The sequence below is a fragment of the Clostridium acetireducens DSM 10703 genome (assembly GCF_001758365.1).
Taxonomy (GTDB): domain Bacteria; phylum Bacillota; class Clostridia; order Clostridiales; family Clostridiaceae; genus Clostridium_C; species Clostridium_C acetireducens.
This window is the reverse complement of the sequence record NZ_LZFO01000021.1, coordinates 1-20436: the sequence shown is the minus strand read 5'-3', so window position 1 is coordinate 20436 and position 20436 is coordinate 1. Positions and strand designations below refer to the sequence as shown.

The 20436-nt window shown below is 27.8% G+C and carries 16 protein-coding genes and 2 pseudogenes; 15 read left to right on the top strand and 3 right to left on the bottom strand.

Going from position 1 to position 20436, the window contains the following annotated elements:
- The first annotated feature begins 125 nt into the window (after nt 1-125).
- The 3 genes from CLOACE_RS07550 to CLOACE_RS11660 all read left to right on the top strand — a co-directional run bounded on the left by CLOACE_RS07550 (nt 126) and on the right by CLOACE_RS11660 (nt 2458).
- A complete protein-coding gene (locus tag CLOACE_RS07550; protein WP_070110494.1) occupies nt 126-989 on the top strand; it encodes an Ig-like domain-containing protein in 864 nt (287 codons plus the stop codon).
- A 67-nt stretch (nt 990-1056) separates the two neighbouring features.
- On the top strand, nt 1057-1566 hold the full coding sequence (locus tag CLOACE_RS07545; RefSeq protein ID WP_070110493.1) for an RNA polymerase sigma factor: 510 nt from the start codon (nt 1057-1059) through the stop codon (nt 1564-1566).
- A complete protein-coding gene (locus CLOACE_RS11660) occupies nt 1556-2458 on the top strand; it encodes a hypothetical protein (RefSeq protein ID WP_070110492.1) in 903 nt (300 codons plus the stop codon). The genes CLOACE_RS07545 and CLOACE_RS11660 overlap by 11 nt, the downstream gene beginning before the upstream one ends.
- Before the next feature lie 25 nt (nt 2459-2483).
- On the opposite strand, the gene CLOACE_RS07535 is transcribed toward CLOACE_RS11660, so the two are convergent.
- Complete coding sequence (locus CLOACE_RS07535) at nt 2484-3488, bottom strand: acyltransferase (protein WP_084027583.1); 1005 nt, start codon at nt 3486-3488, stop codon at nt 2484-2486.
- Between the two features lie 131 nt (nt 3489-3619).
- Here CLOACE_RS07535 and CLOACE_RS07530 point away from each other — a divergent pair, with 131 nt between their 5' ends.
- The 12 genes and pseudogenes from CLOACE_RS07530 to CLOACE_RS07475 all read left to right on the top strand — a co-directional run bounded on the left by CLOACE_RS07530 (nt 3620) and on the right by CLOACE_RS07475 (nt 17152).
- Nucleotides 3620-4114: an SEC-C metal-binding domain-containing protein gene (locus CLOACE_RS07530; protein ID WP_070110491.1), complete on the top strand. Its 495-nt coding sequence runs from the start codon at nt 3620-3622 to the stop codon at nt 4112-4114.
- Between the two features lie 898 nt (nt 4115-5012).
- Nucleotides 5013-6059 (top strand): annotated as a pseudogene (locus tag CLOACE_RS12120) (cell wall-binding repeat-containing protein); the annotation flags it as partial.
- Between the two features lie 2235 nt (nt 6060-8294).
- A complete protein-coding gene (locus CLOACE_RS07520) occupies nt 8295-11342 on the top strand; it encodes a hypothetical protein (RefSeq protein ID WP_070110489.1) in 3048 nt (1015 codons plus the stop codon).
- A 336-nt stretch (nt 11343-11678) separates the two neighbouring features.
- Nucleotides 11679-12473, top strand: coding sequence for an ImmA/IrrE family metallo-endopeptidase (locus CLOACE_RS07515; protein WP_070110488.1), 795 nt, complete (start codon nt 11679-11681; stop codon nt 12471-12473).
- Nucleotides 12474-12488: 15 nt separating this feature from the next.
- Nucleotides 12489-12869, top strand: a complete 381-nt coding sequence (locus CLOACE_RS07510; protein ID WP_070110487.1) for a helix-turn-helix domain-containing protein — start codon at nt 12489-12491, stop codon at nt 12867-12869.
- A gap of 119 nt (nt 12870-12988) precedes the next feature.
- On the top strand, nt 12989-13309 hold the full coding sequence (locus CLOACE_RS12050) for an AbiH family protein (protein ID WP_070110486.1): 321 nt from the start codon (nt 12989-12991) through the stop codon (nt 13307-13309).
- Complete coding sequence (locus CLOACE_RS07500) at nt 13291-14016, top strand: AbiH family protein (protein ID WP_084027581.1); 726 nt, start codon at nt 13291-13293, stop codon at nt 14014-14016. The genes CLOACE_RS12050 and CLOACE_RS07500 overlap by 19 nt, the downstream gene beginning before the upstream one ends.
- A 289-nt stretch (nt 14017-14305) precedes the next feature.
- The gene (locus CLOACE_RS07495; protein ID WP_070110484.1) at nt 14306-14737 is read left to right on the top strand and encodes an ISL3 family transposase; all 432 of its coding nucleotides are present in this window, start codon (nt 14306-14308) and stop codon (nt 14735-14737) included.
- Complete coding sequence (locus CLOACE_RS07490; RefSeq protein WP_084027580.1) at nt 14710-16041, top strand: ISL3 family transposase; 1332 nt, start codon at nt 14710-14712, stop codon at nt 16039-16041. Before CLOACE_RS07495 ends, CLOACE_RS07490 begins: the two co-directional genes overlap by 28 nt.
- 434 nt (nt 16042-16475) lie before the next feature.
- A complete protein-coding gene (locus tag CLOACE_RS07485) occupies nt 16476-16721 on the top strand; it encodes a hypothetical protein (protein ID WP_070110483.1) in 246 nt (81 codons plus the stop codon).
- A pseudogene (locus CLOACE_RS12005) lies at nt 16703-16861 on the top strand (RNA-guided endonuclease InsQ/TnpB family protein); the annotation flags it as partial. The gene CLOACE_RS07485 and the pseudogene CLOACE_RS12005, both read left to right, overlap by 19 nt.
- 69 nt (nt 16862-16930) lie before the next feature.
- Complete coding sequence (locus CLOACE_RS07475; RefSeq protein WP_139141319.1) at nt 16931-17152, top strand: hypothetical protein; 222 nt, start codon at nt 16931-16933, stop codon at nt 17150-17152.
- 366 nt (nt 17153-17518) lie between these two features.
- Here the strand turns inward: CLOACE_RS07475 and CLOACE_RS12000 are convergent, their stop codons facing one another.
- Together CLOACE_RS12000 and CLOACE_RS11790 are read right to left on the bottom strand one after the other, a co-directional pair.
- Complete coding sequence (locus tag CLOACE_RS12000) at nt 17519-17626, bottom strand: HNH endonuclease (RefSeq protein WP_242866425.1); 108 nt, start codon at nt 17624-17626, stop codon at nt 17519-17521.
- A gap of 468 nt (nt 17627-18094) precedes the next feature.
- Nucleotides 18095-20436 (bottom strand): Ig-like domain-containing protein (locus CLOACE_RS11790; RefSeq protein ID WP_070110481.1); only part of this gene is annotated, 2342 nt, incomplete at its 5' end.

Genomic DNA, 20436 nt, shown 5'->3' with positions numbered 1-20436 from the left:
TTAAAGGATTTAAGCTTTTTTAATAGAATTTACTATATATAGAATATAAATCCCAAGATGTTGTTATAAAATTCCATTAAAGTGTTTGTTAAAATATCGATAATAAATATTAAGAGGTGATTAAATTGGAAAAAATATGTAAAAAGTTCAATATAGCATTAACTTTATTTTTAGTAATGTTTTTTTTATTTAAAGTAAATTATAGTGTAGAAGCTAATGACAAAGTAGTAAAAGCCCAAAAAACATGGACCATAAAACTCAACATGAAAGTAGACCCATCTACAGTAAAAGACAATGTAACTGTAATTGATGAAAAATGCAACACAATACCTGCAGAAGTATACCTTTGGAAATTAGATGAAAAATTTATAATTATAGATGCACCAAAAGAAGAATATGATAGTAATAAAATTTATTACATAGTTTTAAACAAAGGATTAAAATCTATATACGGAGATAATTTAAACAAAAGAATGGTATATAAATTTTACGTAGAAGATAAAGAGGCAGATTTCCTTTACAATAAAATAGAAACAGGATTAAAACATCATGTAAACAAAGTATATATAAGACCAGAAGAACAAGAAAAAGCTTTAAAAATAGCTAAAAAGGTAGTGGAAAATCACAAAGGAAAAACTGAAGTAACAGATATAGGCATTGGAGAAAATTTAAATGATAAAACTTCTTGGATTAGTTTCCAATATGACATAAAAACTTTTTGGGGATATTGTGAAGAAAATGAATTTGTAACTATAAATTTAAACAGCAGAATTATGCCTGTAGGAGAATTTAATTTTTTAAATGTAAATTCAAATATTCCAGGCAGCAAAATTACCTATGATGTAAAAGACAAAAATATATTATCAATAGATGAAAATGGAAATATAAGGGCATTAAATGCTGGAAAAACATTTATATATGTAAATTACTCTTATAGAGGAACTTACAAAAGCTATAGTATACCTATAGAAGTAATAAATAATAAATAATTCTGGAATTATTGAAACTAATAAGTAGTTTGAAACGTATATAAAATAGAACTTGAGGAGGCTTACTATGGATAGCAAGTTCGAAAAGATTTATGACACCTATTATGATAGTGTATACAGATATATTTTTGTATCTGTTAAGGATAAATGGAATGCAGAAGATATAATATCCAATGTATTTATAAAAGTATATGAAAATATAGAAAAATTAAGAAGTGTAGAAGAAAGCAAAAATTGGATATTTAGAGTAGCTCATAATTGTATAATAGATTTTTACAGAAAAAAGGGCAAAGTAATTCCTATTGATGAATTTATAGGAGAAGGAAAAGAAGAAAAAGGATTTGACAATATTATAATACAAGAAGAATTTAATGAAGTAAAAGAAATACTTAAATCTTTTCCGGAAAGAACTAGAAACATGATATATTTAAGGTTTTACTCAGGTTTAAAATTTAAAGAAATAGCAGAAGTTTTATCTATACCAGAAAGTACTGTGAAAACTACTATAAATAGAGCAATAAAAAAAGTAAGAAAAAGCTATGAAGAAAGTATAGGAGGTGATGCATATGAAAAATAAAGATTATAATATTATTTGCAAAATGTTAAAAGAAGATGCAGATAACATAGAAATAGATATGGAATTTAAGCAAAACCTTAAAAAAAGAATAATGGAAAAAGCCTTAAAAGATAAGGAATTAAAATCCAAGGAAATAAAAAGTAGTAATAGGTATTATAAGCATTTAAAAATAGCTTCCGCATTAATAGCTGTTTCTCTTATAGGCTCTGCTGCTACTATGAGTATAGCTAATAATGAAAATATGAATAAAAATATAGCTAATTCTAATAATATAAATACAGTAGAAAAATCAAAAGAAACTGCAGCACAAGTTCCAAAAGAAAAAACTACAAATAATGAAAATAAAAAAGAAAAACCTGCTAATACTAATAATATAAAAAATAATGAAAATAAAAATAATACTAAAAAGCAAAAAATAAAAGAGGAAAACAATTTACCAAAACCAAATAATAAATCAGAATCCCTTATTGCAAAAGAAAATAATAAAACACCAGTAAAAGAAGAAAATAAAGATACTTTAAATAAGGTTATTATAGATGGAACAATTGATTATGGCAATGATACTAACTCTATTATAAAGAAAATTATTATTAAAGGCATAGATATACAAAAATCTAAAGATGAAATTCAACCAAAAGATAAATCTTTGTATATACAAAGAAAAAATTCGGAAATACTTTTGTATGATAAAAAAAATAACAATAGATATGTTTTTTCTAAAGATGAATTGGGCAATGAAATAAATGAAAATGTGGATAAAATATTCTCAAAAGATAGTATATACAATTTAATATCATTATCTGCTAATAGTGAAGAAACACAATTAAGTATTTTAGCTGAAAATGATAAAGAAGAATATGAAATAGTGAATCTTTCCATAGAAAAAAAGTAATAAAATTAAAACTCCCTTAGGAGTTTTAATTTTTTATTACTTTTTTCTTAATTTCAGCTATTATAATAGAAGCAATTAAACTTATTAAAAAAGCTAAAATACAAAAGTAAATAGTTCCTGCATTATAATGATGCTTTTTATAAAACATTAAAATGTAGTGAAGAATAAAAGGATGAACTAAGTATATATCAAAGGATACTTTAGATATATACTTTAAAAAACTCTTTAATACTTTATTAAAGTTTATTGAAAATATAAATAAAGTAAAGCATAATGAGTATAAAAATACAGAAGGTCTTAAAAATTTAGTATAATAATCAATATCTTTTACATACATAGACAAACTAATAGATTCTTTTAAAATTATATATGTAGAAAAAATAAATAATAATATATATAATATTTTTCCCTTTTTAAAATTAATTTTATAAAAATACTTTCCTAAAAAACATCCAAAAGAAAAGTAAAACAACCAATAAAGCATATTTTTTTTATCCCAAAAGTGTATAGTGCTATTAGGAAAATTATATTGAAATGATGAAAACAAAATCACTGCATTAAAAACAAGTAATAAAACAAATCCTACTTTGCTTTCAAAAAACCTTTTAAAAAAGGGATATATTATATAAAATTGAGTAATTAAAAATACAAAGTAAAAGTGATAATATATTTTACCTGTAAACACATACTTTATTGTAATAGCAGAAAAACTATCCTTTGTTATAAATAATATGTATAAAACACACCAAAAAATATAATAAGGCCATATTTTAAGTAGCCTGTGTTTTAAAAAAGAAAAATAAGATTTATACTTATAAGAAAGTGTAAGACCCATACCAGACAAAAGTACAAATAAAGGCACAGAAAACCTAGTAAGTTGATTTAAAACAAGGCATAAAGTATAGTTTAAAGATTGCACATTGCCATTATTATACAAAGCCATAGAAGAAGTATGTATAATTATTACTGCTAATGTAGCTAATCCTCTAGCCATATCCATTTCTATTATTCTTTTATTATTTATGATCATCCCCTCCTAAATCATTATTATACAATCTTTTACTAAAAATTATAAGTTGAAAAGCACACATAATTTTATTATAATTTATTAAATAGACATATTCCAAAAAAAATACTGTAATTTAAAAAGGAGGGAAAAAAATGGCTTTATTTGATGAATGGGCAACTATGGTAGTAGAAATAGTACAAGCATTTGGACAAGATACTTTTTGGAAAGAATACGGAGAAGTAGAAAAAAAGATATATTCAAAAATTTTAGCTAACAAAGAAGAAGTTATTAAAGGAAAAGTAAAGGATTTAGCAGAAAAATACCAAGTTTCTAGCACTTACTTTATGGGATTTTTAGATGGCATAAATACTAGCTTAAAAAATCCTTTAAAACTTGAAGAAATTGAAGAAGATAGTGAAATAGAAATTAATATAGATTTTGAAAAATTATATTTAAATATGATAAGTTCAGAAGCCTTTGAACTTTGTCAAATGCCAGAGTGGAATTTAATATTTGACAAAGATAAATTTAATGAGATTAACTTAAAAAAAGGAAAAAATGTAATAGCACCAATTAAAGTTGGAAGAAATGATGCTTGCCCTTGTGGTAGCGGGAAGAAATATAAAAATTGTTGTGGGAAAAATTAATAAAAAAACTGCGATGCAGTTTTTTTAGTTAAGAGTTAAGAGGGAATAGTTAAGAGTTGTGGAGAATTTTTCTCCATTGCATTGCGAAAAATTTTTGATTTTAATGGAGGATTTCTTTTTTTTGCCTGAAGAAATTTATAATTATTTAGAGGGTTAGTATTGCAATTTCAGTAAAAATTTTATTTTTACTGAAATTGTATTTTTTTTGTGATTAATTAAAGGGAATGTAAGCTATTAGAGTGATTAGGTTAATGTCATTCACTGTCCTCATGCAAATGTACTTTATTCTCTAAAAAATAATTCTCCTCAGCCTACCGGTATGCGGTCTTATCAAACCTTTATAACCCTCAACTAACAAAATCAAAAATTTTTCGTAATGCCAATGGAGAAAAATTATCCATAACTCTTAACTATTCCCTCTTAACTCTTAACTAAAAAAAATTGCATCGCAATTTTTTTATTTGCTTTATATATAAAGTTTCAAATAAAAAATACGATGGAATAAGTAACCTATACTAGTGTTTTCAAGCATTTGGTTCAGGTTTTAAACAATTTTAAAAAATTTTTCTCAAATGTGAAACTTTTTCTAAGGTAAATCGTACTTATAGTGTAAGCAAAAACAAATAAAACAAAATTAACGTAAAAGTGATAATAAATTATATTATATGAATAATTATCTAGTAAACTGCAGTAATACATGGAAAAACTAGATAAAATATTGTATAATAAATAAGTAGCAGAAAATTACCAAAAAGATAATTATAACAAATACATGATTACTTTGCATACATTGGTTAATTTATGCTATAATCACTATTATTGCGTAAAATTATTTAAACTAGTCAACTAATAACAAAAATAATAACTAAGAAAATTTTTAGAGGAGGTCACTGAAATTATGACTAAAAAAGGACAAAAGGCACTTGCTAGTGCTACAATTTTAAGCTTAGTTTTAACAACAGCTTTAGCAACAGGATTTAACAAAACTGATGTACAAGCTGCTTCAGTAAAAAGACAAGGAGGAGTAGACAGAATTGCAACTGCTATTGACGTAGCTAAAACTTTTGAAAAAGCAGAAAACGTAGTGCTTGTAAATGGATATGGCTATGCAGACGCAGTTAGTGCAACTCCACTTGCAAAACAATTAAACGCTCCAATACTTTTAACTGGCAGAGATGGATCATTACCATCAAATGTAGCAAATGCAATAAAAGACTTAGGAGCTAAAAAAGTATACATCGTTGGAGGAACAGGCGTTGTTACTAAAGCAACAGAAGATGCTTTAAAAGATTATGAAGTTGTACGTATAGCTGGAAAAGCTGATACTACAAGATTCGGTACAAACGCTGCAGTAGCAGAAAAAGTATTAGAATTAAGCAAAGCTAACAAAGCAATATTAGTTAATGGACAAGATGGATATGCAGATGCTTTATCAGTAGCTTCAATTGCTGCTAAATTAGGATACCCTGTACTATTCGCTAAGAGCACAGAAGTTCCAGCAGCAGTTAAAGGAGTTATAGATGCAAAATCACTTGGAATATTAGCAGTAGGTGGAGACGGCGTTCTTCCAAAGAAAGTTGTAGATACAGTTAAAGGTGAAAAAATCACTAACAACTCAAAAGATAGATTCGAAACTAACCTTGCAGTATTAAAATACTTCGAAAAAGACCTAGACTTTGCTAACATCTATGTAGCAGCAGGTGGTTCAGGTTCATTAAAAGAAGCTTTTGCAGACGCATTAGTTGCTTCAGCAGCAGCTGCTAAAGTAAATGCACCACTTGTATTAACAGGATTAGGCGCTAACAACACTCAAAAAGACAATGCAAATAGTTATATCAAAACAAATGCTAAAGAAGACTCAGTTATAAACATAATTGGTGGAATAGGTTCAGTAGATGCAAAAGTTGAAGAAGCATTAAAAGATATAGCTGGAGAAGAAAAAGTTGACTTAAAGGAAATTAAGAAAGTACAATCTACTTCAACATTAGTGGACTACAAAGAAGATGGAACATTAAAACTAGAAATGAAAGTTAATGGCGGAAAAGTAACAGTTGAAGATTTAGACAAAGCTGGCTACGATGTTGAATTCCAAGCTACAGAAGATGTATTTGAAAATGAAGACGTAGTAGAAGGTGAAGTAGAAGGAAGAACAAGTAAAACTGGAGAATTAAACAAAGATAGCTTAGAAAAACTTTATATTGACAACGGAGTAGATGAAGAAGCAGACTTCTCATACAAAGTTGTTATAAAGAAAAATAAAGCTATAGTAGGTGAATCAGAAGAAATAGATGTTGACGTTATAAACGGAGAAGCTACAGCTAATAAGATAAATGAATACAAATTAAGATTAGCAGAAAATGTTGATGATGCTAAAGATTGCCCAGAAATTACTAGTGGAAAATTAGTAGAAGGTGAAACAGCAGTAATTGACGAAGTAAAAGCTGACACAGTAGATGGAAAGAAAAATGCAGATATAAGTGATAAAGTTACATTAGAAACTTCAGATCCATTTATAGCTACTGTTGATGGAAGAAAAATTTACGCACAGGCTGAAGGAACAGTAGATATTACAATTAAATCAGGAAGCTACAAGAAGAAAGTTTCAGTAAAAGTATATAAAGATAATGATGAAAACAAACGTAAGATAAACAAAGTAGAAGCAGATACTTCATCAATTAAACTTGCTAAAAATGGTGGTAAAACTGTTGAATTAAAATTCTTAGACCAATACGGCGATCCAGTTATGGATGCAAAAGAAGGAACAGACTTTACTATTAAAAAAGAAATAAAAGATGGAAATGATAATGTAATTGCTACAGCTGAAGTAAAATATAAAGACGATTTAAATGGAACAAATAAAAAAGGTAAAGTTGATGTTGCGGTTAAAGCAGACTCTACTAAAGTAGGAAAAGCTGACTTAGAAATCAAAAAAGAAAATGGCTCTAAAATAAGAACAATTCCAGTAGAAGTAACTGCAGATGCAGTATATGATTATGTTAAATTTGAAGCTAAAGATGAAGATTCAAAAGACTTCAAACTTGATATTAATGCAGAAGCTGCAGATGATAATTCAGACGATGTAGTTAAATTAGAACTTAACCAATTCACTAAAAATGGTGCTTTACTTGGAGCAGCAGGTGGAAGTGGAAATAAAGTAACACTTGTTAACGGAGATGAATTAACTATAGAAGTTCAACAAGGAGATAAAAAAATTCCTACTAAAGAAATAACAGCAAACGGTGGAGAAATCAAAATTGAACTTGATAGGGAAAAAATAAAATCTGACATAATAGATGGAAAAGATTATGTAGATGATGGATACGTAACAGTTATAGCTAAAAAAGAAGGAGTTCAAAAAGCATCTAAGAAAATAGATGTTAAAGATTCATCACCAAGAGTTAGTGCTGTTACATTCAAGAACAACGTAGAAGCTAACACAAATTATCTATCAATAGATTCAATACTTGATTTAGATAATGCTACTGATGAAGATAGAGCAGTTAAAAATGATTCTATTAAGATAAGCGGATCCGCTGGAGATGGAAAAATCAGAGTAAGCAAAGATGGAATTGTTTATATAGATACAGATGTAGATGATTCTCAAAAGAAAGGTGAATTTGATGAATTTGATATTTACCTAGGAAGATTAACTGCAGCTAAGAAAGACAAAGATGTATTTGCTGTTAAGTACCCATCAAATGGAGAATTTGAATTTAAGAAAGTAGATAAAAAAGATATTATTGATGGAACAGTTACTATAGGTCTTGTAAAGGCTCATGATAAGACTCCATATAAGAGCGTTGATGTTAAAGTTAAGACTAGTAATGGAAGTACAGGTGGAGATGTAGATGACAAAGAAGTAAAAGCAACTTATACATTAAAAACATCACCTACACCTGGACATGAAATAGTAGTAGTAGAATTACAAAATGTACCAGAAGATAAAAAAGCAGAAGATTATAAAGTAACAGTAGATGGTAAAGATGCTAGATATACAAACGGAAAATTTGTAATAACAGTTCCTAAAGCAGATAAACACGAAGTAAAACCAGCTTTAAAATAATTGAATTTGATTTATGGAAATAGGGTGATTTATATCTCCTTATTTCCATAAGTATAATAGGAATTTTAAATTGTAGTATTTAAGATTAAAATTAGTGAACTGAAAGGAGTTTAAGTTATGAATAAAAAAATTAAAAAAAGCTTAGCTGTATTATCTTCAGCAGCTATAGGAGGATTAATAGCAGCTGCAATATCTTCTACAGCTTATGCAGCAGCTGATAAAGTATTAGTAACAGATGATAAAGGAAATTATTTTGAATATTCTTTAAAAGAATTAAACACAGCAGCAGAAGATGACGCTGTAGGAATTGAATCACCACTGTTTAAACACTATGTAGGTAAAACAGTGGTAGCATTCCATGATGATAAAATCAATGATTATGTAGATGTAGAAAAAGTTAATATAGCAGCAGAAGATGCTACTATAGAAGGAAAGGTATTTGAATTAGATACTTTTACTGAAAATGCAAAAGCAGAAGATATTATTAAGGTAGACGGAAACGTAAGTGAAGTAGATAAAGATGGTAATGTTGTTACTCCAGGTGATGAAGATTTAAAAGTTGAATCAATAAGTGCAATAGATGCTAATACTATAAAAGTAACTTTTCAGGGACAAGAACCAGTAGAAGTTAAATTAGGTGCACCACTTAAGGAAGGTCAAATTGACGTAAATTTTACTTATGAAGGAAAACAATATACTGGTAAACTAGCAGAAGCATATACTGAAGCTTTAAAAGTTAATTCAGTAAGTGCTATTAACAGTACACAAGCTGAAGTTAAATTCAGTAAAGAAGTTAAAGAAGTTAAACCTGCTAACTTCAAAGTTACAGATAAAGATGGTAACTTAGTTTTTGTTAGCAAAGTAGAATTAAATGGAGCTAAAGATGTTGCTACATTAACATTCGTTGATAGTTTAAAAGAAGGAAAATATAATGTAGAAGTTAAAGATATAGAAAGATTAGAAAAAACAGCAAACGTTGAATTTGAATACAAAAAAGCTGAAGCTGCTAAAGTAGAATTTACTCAAACAACAGTAGCTCCAAAATCAGATTTAAAAGAAGCTGTAAAAGTTACAGATGCATTAGGAAGAGATGTAACTAAAGAACATACAGTTACATTTGAAACACCAAATGCAGATGTTGTTGCTGAAGATGGAACTGTTGGAGATGTAAATGATAAATCAGTAATAGTTGTAGCTGTAGTTAAAGATGGAGAAAAAACAGTAAAATCAGCTAAAACAACAATAAAAGTATCAAAAGAAGCACCAGCTAAATATGCAGGATCATATGTATATAAAACTAGTGCAGTAACAAATACAAAAGCATTTAATGAATTAAAAGATGATGAAAAAGTAAGCTATGTATTTAAAGGTGATAAGCTTAAGAAATTAGCAGTTTACTATGTTGACCAATATGGTAATGATGATAATGATGCTGCAAACGCAGTAACTCAATTCAATGGAGAAGACCAACCAAAACTTGAAAACTTAGCACCAACGGTAGCAATAGTAGAAAATGATGGTACAATTAAACCTATATCTGTAGGTAAAGCATATGTAAAAGTAACTCAAGGTGAAATTGTTCAAGTAATTGAAATAGAAGTAAAAGAAGATGCTAAAGTTGCAACTATGGAATTAGAAAATAAAGATGTATCTGTAGTTGAAGGTAAAACAGACGAAGTTAAAGTAACTTTCAAAGATCAATATGGTAACAAACTTTCTGAAACTCCAGAAGTAAAAATTGCTGGAAAAGAAGTATCAAAGAATGATTATGTAGAAGCAACTGCAAAAGCAGATGCTATTGAAATAAAAGGTTTAAAAGAAGGAACAGCTACATTAGAAGTAAGATATAAAGAAGAAGCAAAGAAAATTGACTTAAAAGAAACAATTAATGTAACAGTAGTAAAAGCAGGAGATTTAGCAGAATATAAAGTAGCTGTTAAAGATGTTAAACTAGATGCTGGAAATGAAGATGGAGAAAAAGCTGATAAAGATAAAGCACCTAAATCAACAACAGTAACAGTTGATAAAGTTGATACAAACGGAAATAAATTAGGTGAAGCAACAAATGTAGGACTTACAGAAGTAGATGAAGATGGTAAAAAAGTTGTAGAAGATAACAAAGTAAAAATAGATGGCCAAAATCTAAAAGTTACAGCTGAAAAAGCTGGAAAAGCTTATATTAAAGTTTCAGTAGGATCATTAGTAATAGATACAGTTGAAATTGAAATAGTTAATACAGAATCAGTTGCTACGTCAGTAGATTTTGAAAGAAATGACCTTGCATATACAGGTGCATTAAAAGAAGGAAAGGTTGAATTTACTTTAGCAGAAAATAAAGCTGCTAGCAAATTAGAAGATTTAACTGCTGACTTAAAAACAATAGTTAAAGTAAAAGACCAATTTGGAAAAGAAATAGAAAATGGTGCAGATAACTTAAGTATCGTTTATACATTAACAAATGCAAAAGGATTAACTAGAACAGATAATTTAAAAGGAATCAAATCAGTAGAAGAAGCTAAAGCATCAGTAGATGTGGTTATAACTTCAATTAAAGCAGGTTCAGATGAGTTAATTAAGGAACCAGTAGTAGTAAAAGTTGCATTAGACCAAACTAAAGCTCTTGAAGATAAAAAAGCAGCTGAAGAAAAGGCATTAGATGAAGCTAAAGCAGAATTAAAAACAGCTATAGGTACAGCTAAAGCTAAAAAAGAAGAAGGTAAAGAATATAAAAAATCTTCAGTAGAGGTTTTTTATAAAGCAATTGAAGAAGCAGAAACAGCATTAAACGCTGAAGAAGCAACAGTAGAAACATTAAATGCAGCCAAAGAAGAAGTAGCTAAAGCTGAATTAGAAGAAAAAGAAGAAGCAACTATACCAAGTATAACTAAAATAGAAACATCTGATGCAAAAGAATTCACATTCACATTTGGAAGTGAAAGTGAATTAGCAGAAGGAGTAACTGTTACAATAGATGGTAAAGAATTAGCTGAAAACAAAATAACTTTAGAGCAAGCTGTTACAACAGGAAATACTATAGAAGTAGTTATAACTGTTCCAGCAACAGATGATGCTAAAGCAGGAACAAAAACAATAACTTATACTGTAACAAGTAGTGGAGATGAAGCAAATACTACTTGGACAGTTGCTAAAAAAGCAGAAGCATAAGAATTATTACTAACTCAGTAATGAGTGAGTAACATAAACAAAAATAAGAGAGGGGTAGCCTTTGGTTATCCTTCTCAAATTAAATGAACGGAAACATTTCAAACCCAAATTCATAAAATAGTCAGAACACATCACTGGCTGAAAACTAAATAAGACATATCAATTTAAAGGCTATTGGATAAAGTATTAATGGGAATGCTCTATCCAATGGTCTTTATTTCTTTGCACTCTAGCTGGGGTGCTTTTTTATTTGTATCCAACCCTTGACAAGGAATATATTGGTATAGTATAATGTTCTCATGGTAGCTAACACGCATTTATGATAGGAGTGATATAATGATTAATTTTGATTTTAGATCTAAAGCAAATGGAGTAACTATTCTATTCAAGGAAAATATAGAGTATATTACTGAAATGATAATAGGAGATTATAAACCTGAGAACCTTAAAACACCAGCAGCTTTAGATGTAGAGCTTTTTTCAAAGTGTTATGCAGGACTTGATATAGACTATAAGGACTTAAGCCATGATGGATCCATATTAGGCATGATTGTATTCAATGATGGCTGTGTTCCAGTATATAATCCAAAAGAAAATAAAGCTGAAAAGTTGCCAGTATATGAAGGAACCATATTAATTGACAATAGCTTATTAGAAGAAGACCAAATAAGAAGAGGAAGATTTACCCACTGTCATGAAATATCTCATTGGTTTTTACACAGAGATATATATGCTGTAGATAAAAATCAAATAAGTATATTTGACTATATGGGAGAAGAAAAAAAAACAACAGCCATTAAATGTAGAACAACTGATATAGAATCTACAGGTAGAAAACAGTTAGTGACAGACGATGACTGGATGGAGTGGCAAGCAGACTACTTAGCATCAGCACTTCTAATGCCAGTTGACGCTTTTACACAAGCTGTAAAAGATTATGTAAGATTGTTAGGAGTAGAAGAGTTTTTCAATAGAAGAGGAATAGATTTATATAATGATTTCTGGGCCGAAGAACTATCAAGGGGAATGGCAAGACAATTTGATGTATCATTAACAGCTGCAAAAATAAGACTTAAGAATCTAGGATTTATAAAGAGTGTTGAAGAGAAAAGACAATGCTCTATAATATAAAAGAAGGGATGACTTATGAATAAATTTGGAAAGTTTATAACTAAAAGAAGAAAAGAGAAAGGGCTTAGTTTAAGGAAGATGGCAGATTTAGTAGGATTCTCTCCAGCTTATTGGAGTGATATTGAAAAGGGAAGAAGGAACCCGCCCAATATAGATAAGCTAGAAGAAATAGCAGATATTCTAAATCTAACCCAGGAAGAAAAAGAAAATATGATAGATATGGCTTCTGAAGATAGAGATGAAATACCTATGGACTTACCAGAGTATATAAAGGGAAGCGAATTAGCTAAAACAGCTTTAAGAAAAGCCAAACAGCTAAATGAGGCTAAAGGTAAAAAAGATATTACAGAAAAAGCCTGGGAGGACTTTATAAAGGCTTTAGAGGTAGAAGAGTAGCAAGCTTAGGGTAGACTCCATTGTAAAGATACTAGGTACCACTCAACTTCTCATTTATACACTTATTGAAGAACTGATACCTCAATGATTAGTTATCTTTTTGTTAGGGGGTGAAATTATTGAATGAAAGAGATTTATTTATTATAGGAAATGGATTTGACATATCTCATAGAGTTAAATCCAGTTATTATAATTTTAAAGAATATGTAAATAAACATGATAAGAGTTTAAGCTTTACTTTTGATGTATATTTTGAATGTGAAGATTTATGGGGGGATTTTGAGAACAATCTAGCTTTTCTTTCTAGGGAAATGTTGATGGAGGGAGTAGACAATATGTTAGATATAAATATGTCTACATTTGATGAAGAAGATGAGAAATTTTCCTATGCTGATTATTTTGCTTCTATTGAAATGGGTACTTGCCTATACACAATTTAACAGTCAAGTTACCAAAGCTCTTTAAAAAGTGGATTAATACATTAAGTATTAATAATGTGCAAAAAGAATACTGCATCAAACTTTTTAAAAATAATGCTCTCTATATTAATTTTAACTATACTGAATTTCTAGAGACTTTATACAAAATCCCTAAAAATCAGATTTTATATATTCATGGAAATAGGAAAGACAAAAACAGTCAACTTGTTTTAGGTCATGGACAGGATCCTGAAGATAACTTTAATGAATGGTATATTAGGAATAAAGAAAATAGAAGATTTGAAGACTTTAAGACTAATAAACAAGGTAAAAAATATAGAAACCCTAGTTTAACTTATTCCACCTATTTCTTAAATAAAGATGAAAAAGGAAATTGGAAAAACCATATAAGGTACTATGCTACAGATAATGCAGTAAGTATTGTAGAAGAATACTTTGATAAATCTGCTAAGAAAACAGCACATATTATATCTAATAATTTAGATTTTTTTTTAAAACTCAAAAATATAGAAGAAATTATAATTTTAGGACATTCATTATCCTCAGTAGACTATCCTTATTTTAAAAAGATAATTGATGTAAACGAAAATCCAGATAAAATTAATTGGAGAATCAGCTGGTATAGTGAAAAAGATAAAACAAAAATTGAAACATTTACACAAGAGGCCCATATAAAAATGAGTAACATAGAGTTAATTCGAATATAAGCAAGTTTCGCTTTAGGCAGGTTCTTTCGCAAGAACCCCCATGAGGCAATGTCATAAACAAATTGTAAACAAAAATCTGAGAGAGGTAGCCGTCTGGTTATCCTTCTCAAATTTAAATATAGAATAATTAAAGCATTTCAAACGCAAATCATATCAAATTCTCAAAATAATAGTCAAAACATATCACTTATTAATGCTAAAATAAAAATGGTTCTTTCCAATGTTTGTTGAATTGATGTTAAATCTATGATAAAATTTGAAATAATTTGATACTATTAAGGAGTTTTTTATGGATGAATTTATAAAATTATTAGATAAAAATCTTGAATACATTAGTCATGAAATTATAGATAATATTTTTTATATAGATGTTATTTCAAATAGAAAACAAGTTACTTGCCCATTTTGTGGAACAATCTCAACCAAGGTTCACTCAAAATATGTTAAACAATTTCAAGATTTACCCATTCAGGGTAATAAGGTAATAATAAAATTAACTAATAGAAAAATGTTTTGCCTAAATGAAACTTGTAATCATAAAACATTTGCAGAAAGCTTTGATTTCCTAGTGCCTAAAGCTAAGAAAACAAAAAGATTGGAAAATGAAATACTAAATTTATCATTAAATTTGAGTTCAATAAATGCATCTAAATATTTAAGTGAAAAGGTTGCGAAAGTATCTAAAAGTACTATTTGCAATCTCTTAAAAAAAAAGAAATAAAAATAAATAATAAAGAAAAAATAACGAAAATTTGTATTGATGACTTTGCAATAAAAAAAGGTCATACATATGGAACTATAATGATTGACATAGAATCACATAAAGTTATTGATATTATATTTTCAAGAGAAAATAATGATGTATCAGAATGGCTTAAAAGTTATCCTAACATTAAGGTGGTTTCTAGAGATGGATCTATTACGTATAAAAATGCTATTTCTATAGCTCATCCATCTGCAATACAAATTAGTGATAGATTTCATATTCTTAAAAATCTTACGGAATATTGCAAGCAATATTTAACAAAGTATTTTAAAGCTAAAGTTATAATAAATAATAATCTTGATAATAAGCCAAAATCAAAAAATATTATAAATTATTCTCAAAATGAAAAAGTTCTAAAGGCAATGCAAATGTTTAACGTAGGTATTAAAAAAGCTAAAATTTGTGAAGCTTTAAAATTAAATATAAAAACTTTAAATAAAATTTTAGAATTTGATGAATTAGATATAAATTATTATGGTAAAAGTAAACTTCGAATAATTCAAGAAGAAAGGCTAAAAAATAAACAAGAAATTATTAATGAAGCAAGAGAAATGAGAAAAAACTGTATACCCATAAGTAAGATAGCTAAAGCTCTTAACCTTGATAGACGTACAATCTCTAAATATCTAGATGAAAAAACTACTGGAATAAGTACACGGCTTGGAGTTAAAAGGAAAAGTAAACTAGATCAATACATAAATTACATTGATAAATTAATAGAAATAGGTGTAACTTCAAAAACTATATATTCAAAAATAAAAGAAATGGGGTATACAGGCTCCGAATCATTAATTAGGAATTATAAAGCACAAAATAAGAATAATAATTACACTTCCATAGTAACTACAGAAGTAAAAAGAAGTTCTCTAATAAAGTTATTATATAAGCCAATTAGTAAGATTAAGGAACTATCAAACGAAATTGTGAATAAAATATATAATTCATATCCAATTTACAAAGAAATAATTAATTTAGTAATTGAGTTTAAAAATATATTAAGTAGTAGAACAATTGATGAATTTGACCGATGGATACATAAAGCTACCGAATTAAATATTAACGAAATTAACTCTTTTGTAAATGGAATAACTAGAGATATTGATGCTGTAAAAAATGCAGTACTATATGAATATAATAATGGGCTTGCAGAAGGAGTTATAAATAAATTAAAATTAATCAAAAGGATAATGTATGGAAGATGTAATTTTAATCTTTTAAAAAATAAGATATTAAGGTTAGAAAATCTTAAATTCAACTAAGAGTGGAAAGAACCAAAATAATCTTGACATTAATATCACTAGCTGAAAATTAAATACATATCATGTCTTTAAAGGCTATTGGATATAGTATTAATGGGAATGCCCTATCCAATATTTCTTTATTTCTTTATGTTAGAAAGTATCTTAGTAAACTTTTGCTTTTTTGATATTGACAGAGAATTTGTGTTTGCTAAGGTGTTTATTCACATATTTAATATACATAAAATCTATATGCATACTTCATTTCTTTTCGTTGAAACTAGATCACCAACTGAGATATGGATGTATTGTTCTATATTATAGTTTAGGATTTTAATAATTGAGAAGTTAAGAAATAAAAGAGGATATAATTAAAGGGTATAAAGTTTTTCTCTACAAATTAAATATTATGAGGTATAATATAAGTTAGAATATATACTAATAGGGATACAACAATGAAGAAAAAACTAATAAGCATATTAGCAATATTTGCATTAATACTTATATTAGTTATTTATAATAATAATAAAATAATTTATACAAAACAGTTTACTTATTTACCAAAGTATAATGATGTGAAATTAGAAAACTTCGAAAAACCTAGAAAAGAACAAATAGGAACAGCCACATATAAAATAAAAGACTCTAAATCGCAAAATGTAATGAATGACTACTTTAAAAAACTAAAAAAAATGAGTTGAATAAAGAAGGGAGGAAGTTCGTCAAAACTTGCAACATTATAAAACTTGAAAAGCAAATTAGATTACTTCATAGAAGATTATCTAATATTAAGAACAACCATTTATACCAATCAACTACTAAGATAGTGAAAACCAAACCAAAGTAGCTACAGCAAAATGGAGTAGATTGAACAGGTAATTAAACAGACTTTATAGAGTTTTATAAGGTTTTGGCAACGATTATAAATATGTTAGATAAATATAAAGATGAAATTATTACAATAGGAATGAAAATAAAATATAAAAACACATTAATAATAGATTCTTCAAAATTTAATGCTCATAAAAAGGAAATAATTAACATTGATTTTGAACAACTAAACCAACTAGAAAATTGTAATAAAAAAAATCTAAAAAAAATAGGAATCTATAAAGAAACTATTACTATATAAAGGTGTTAATAAATTTTAAAATTTATTCTATTATACTGTAACTTCTGTGTTAAAATGCACCAAGTTTTATATAGAAAATTATTGAATGTGGATTTGATCTCAATAAAAATTTTTAAAATTTGATGAATCCATGAAAATTAAAGATTTTTGCGAAAAGTTTCAAAAAGGAGTATTCTTATAAGACCAAATAGACAAAATCTTTGTATCAAAAGAACTTTAAGAGGAAAGTATAAGGAAAATAAAAAGTATAGTTTATAAATTATACCTATATATTTTCTTCTCAAGGTTCTCTTATCTTTTTAAATAAATTTCAATAAAAATCTTAATTAATAAACTTTCCATTTACATTACTTCCCAACATAGAATTCATATCTTTATTAAATCATCGCTTCCTCCTAAACTTTTAGGAATTATGTGCTCTATATTCATTTCATAATCATTAAAATATGCATTCGAATATATACAATATTTCACAAAATCATCCTTATATAACAAATATATTAATAGTACTAAAATCAAGTTTTCCAAATTTTATCATATATGCTCATTATATCATATACAAGAAAAAATTTTATAATAAATATATTTATAAAAAATAATTACAATTCCTAAGATATAAATTATCTAAAAACAACTATAATCTAACAATAAAAAAAGTACCTCAGCAAACTATAAAAGTCTACTAAGGTGCAAAGAAATAAAGACCATTGGATAGAGCATTCCCATTAATACTTTATCCAATAGCCTTTAAATTGATATGTCTTATTTAGTTTTCAGCCAGTGATGTGATCTGACTATTTTATGATGTTTATGAGAATTTGATGTGATTTTGGGTTTGAAATGTTTCCGATCATTTATTTGAATTTGAGAAGGATAACCATACGGTTACCTCCTCAGTTTTTTATTTATGTTACTCACTCATTACTGAGTAATTAATAATTCTTAAGCTCCTTGTGTTCCTGTTTTTATAGCTTCTCCAAATGTTTTTATAGCTGTTTCTAATTTTGTTTTAGCTTCAGTAACTTTTTCTGCATCTGTTTCTTCTTTAGCTGCTACTGCTGCATCATATGCAGTTTTTAAAGCTTCTACTGTCTCTACTGTAACAAATTTAGTACCGTTATCTATAGTACTTACTTCTGTCTCATTTGCTTTTATTATAATCTCACTACCACTTTCAACACCAGTTACTTTTACTTTTTGTTCTGCTTCTATTGAAGTTGGTAATGTAACTTTTGCTATTTCAGTTTCTAACTCTTGTTTAGCACCTTCTAATTTTTGTGCTGCTTCTTTAACAGCATCATTGATTGCAGTTGTTGCTGCTTCTAATTCAGCTTTTGTAGCTTTTTCTACATCTTCTACTTCATGTTCTTTAACATTTACATTAGCTTTTTCAGCAGCTGCTACAGCTTCATTATATGCTGTTTTTGCTTCTTCTAATGCTGCTTCTTCAGCTTTTGCTTTAGCATCTACTGTTAATTTTAATATTGCTGGTTCTTCTAATTCTATAGTATATGGTGATGCTACTACATTAGCATCTTTATCAGCTGTAAATTCTACTACTACAGTATCAACAACAAGTGTTGCTTCTCCATCTTTTTCAGATGTAATTCTTAATCCTGCTTCTGCTAATGATTTAGCTACTTCAGCATTATCACTCTTGAATGTAATACCTTTTATTGTTACTTCTGTTTCTTTATCTTCTTTAAATCCTACTTTAAATACTTTTGATAAATCTAAATTTTTACTAGTATCACTTACCTTTACTTCATTTCCAATTTGTTCTAAAACTGGTTTAGCTGCTGCTGGTTTTGTATCTACAACTTTGAAAGTATCTTTAAATACTGTAAGTGTTTCAACTTTAACTACTACAGTATATTCTGTATCTTTTTCAAGTTTAGTAGCATCAATTTTAGCATCTTTTAAAGCCCCTTCTGTAGTAACTTTATTTTCGTCTTTAACTTCATCTTTATAAAGTTCTACTTTAGTACCAGTCGCTTCTCCAACTTTTACACCATTTTCATCAATAGCAAATACCTTTATATCCATTGATGTTTTATTTTTATTATCTTTACCTTCATATTTATCAAGTTCTGATTCAAAACCTTCAACCTTGTAATCTGAAACTTCTCCTGCTTTTTCTACATTTACTGTTACTTTTTCTACGAATTTTATATCTTTGTCGTTAACTTTTGCAGTATATGTTACTTCTACTATAGCTTTACCTGATTTTTCAGCCACTGGTTTAACTGTGAATGTAGCTTTGCCATCTTTTAATGTAATAGAATCTACAATAGGTTCAATAATTTCTTTTCCTTCTACTACTTTTGCTTCAACCTTTGCTCCTTCAATAGCTCCTTTAAACACATTATCATATTGGTCTTTAACTGCAACTTCTACTTTTTCACCATCAAGAAGTTTATTTGATAAATTTAATTCATTTTTATCTAATTCAATTTTAGCTGGTGCCGCATCCGCTACTATAGTTAATTCAATTGTTTTTGTAAGAGCAGCATCACCTGTACCGTATGTTATTTTAACAGGTGCTTTTCCTTCTTTTAATCCTGTTACTTTACCAGATGTACGATCTACTAATGCAACTGTTTTATCTAATGATTCAAATGATGGTTTAACTGTAACTTTTTCATCAAATTGATCTTTAGCTTCAACAACTAGATTCATATCTGAACCTTTTTGCATTGTTAATACTTGTTTATAATTGTCTGCTTCGAAATCTGCTGTCTCTTCATCACTTAATGTATAGTTTGTTATTTCTACTGCTTTAGCAGCTTCTGCTTTTACTGTGATACGTTCTGATTTTGCAAGTTCTTTTCCATCTTTATCTTGAACGATAACATATACAAAAGCTGTTTCTCCATCTTTTGATAATTTTATTTTTCCATCAGTTATTGTTTTATTTGATTCAAAGTCAACTTTTTCTGGTTTAACTTCTGCACCATTTACATCTAATACTTTATATTCTATAGCTGTATCTTTATTTAATTTAACTATTTGTTCAGCTTTAGCTTCTATTTTAGCAGGTGCTCCTAATTTGATTGAAAACTCTTTAGCTTCTATTTCTTTTATTTCTAAATTATATGCAACTTTATTTTCTAAAGCTTCATAGAATTCCACTGTAGCTGATTTTTTATCTTCAGCTAATTTTACTTCCTTTATATATTGTTTAGCTCCTGATTTAACATTTGTTACTATTACATCATCTTTAGCTAACTTTTCAACAGCGTTGTTAAATGTTACTTTAACTGTATTAGCATTAATAGCACTTA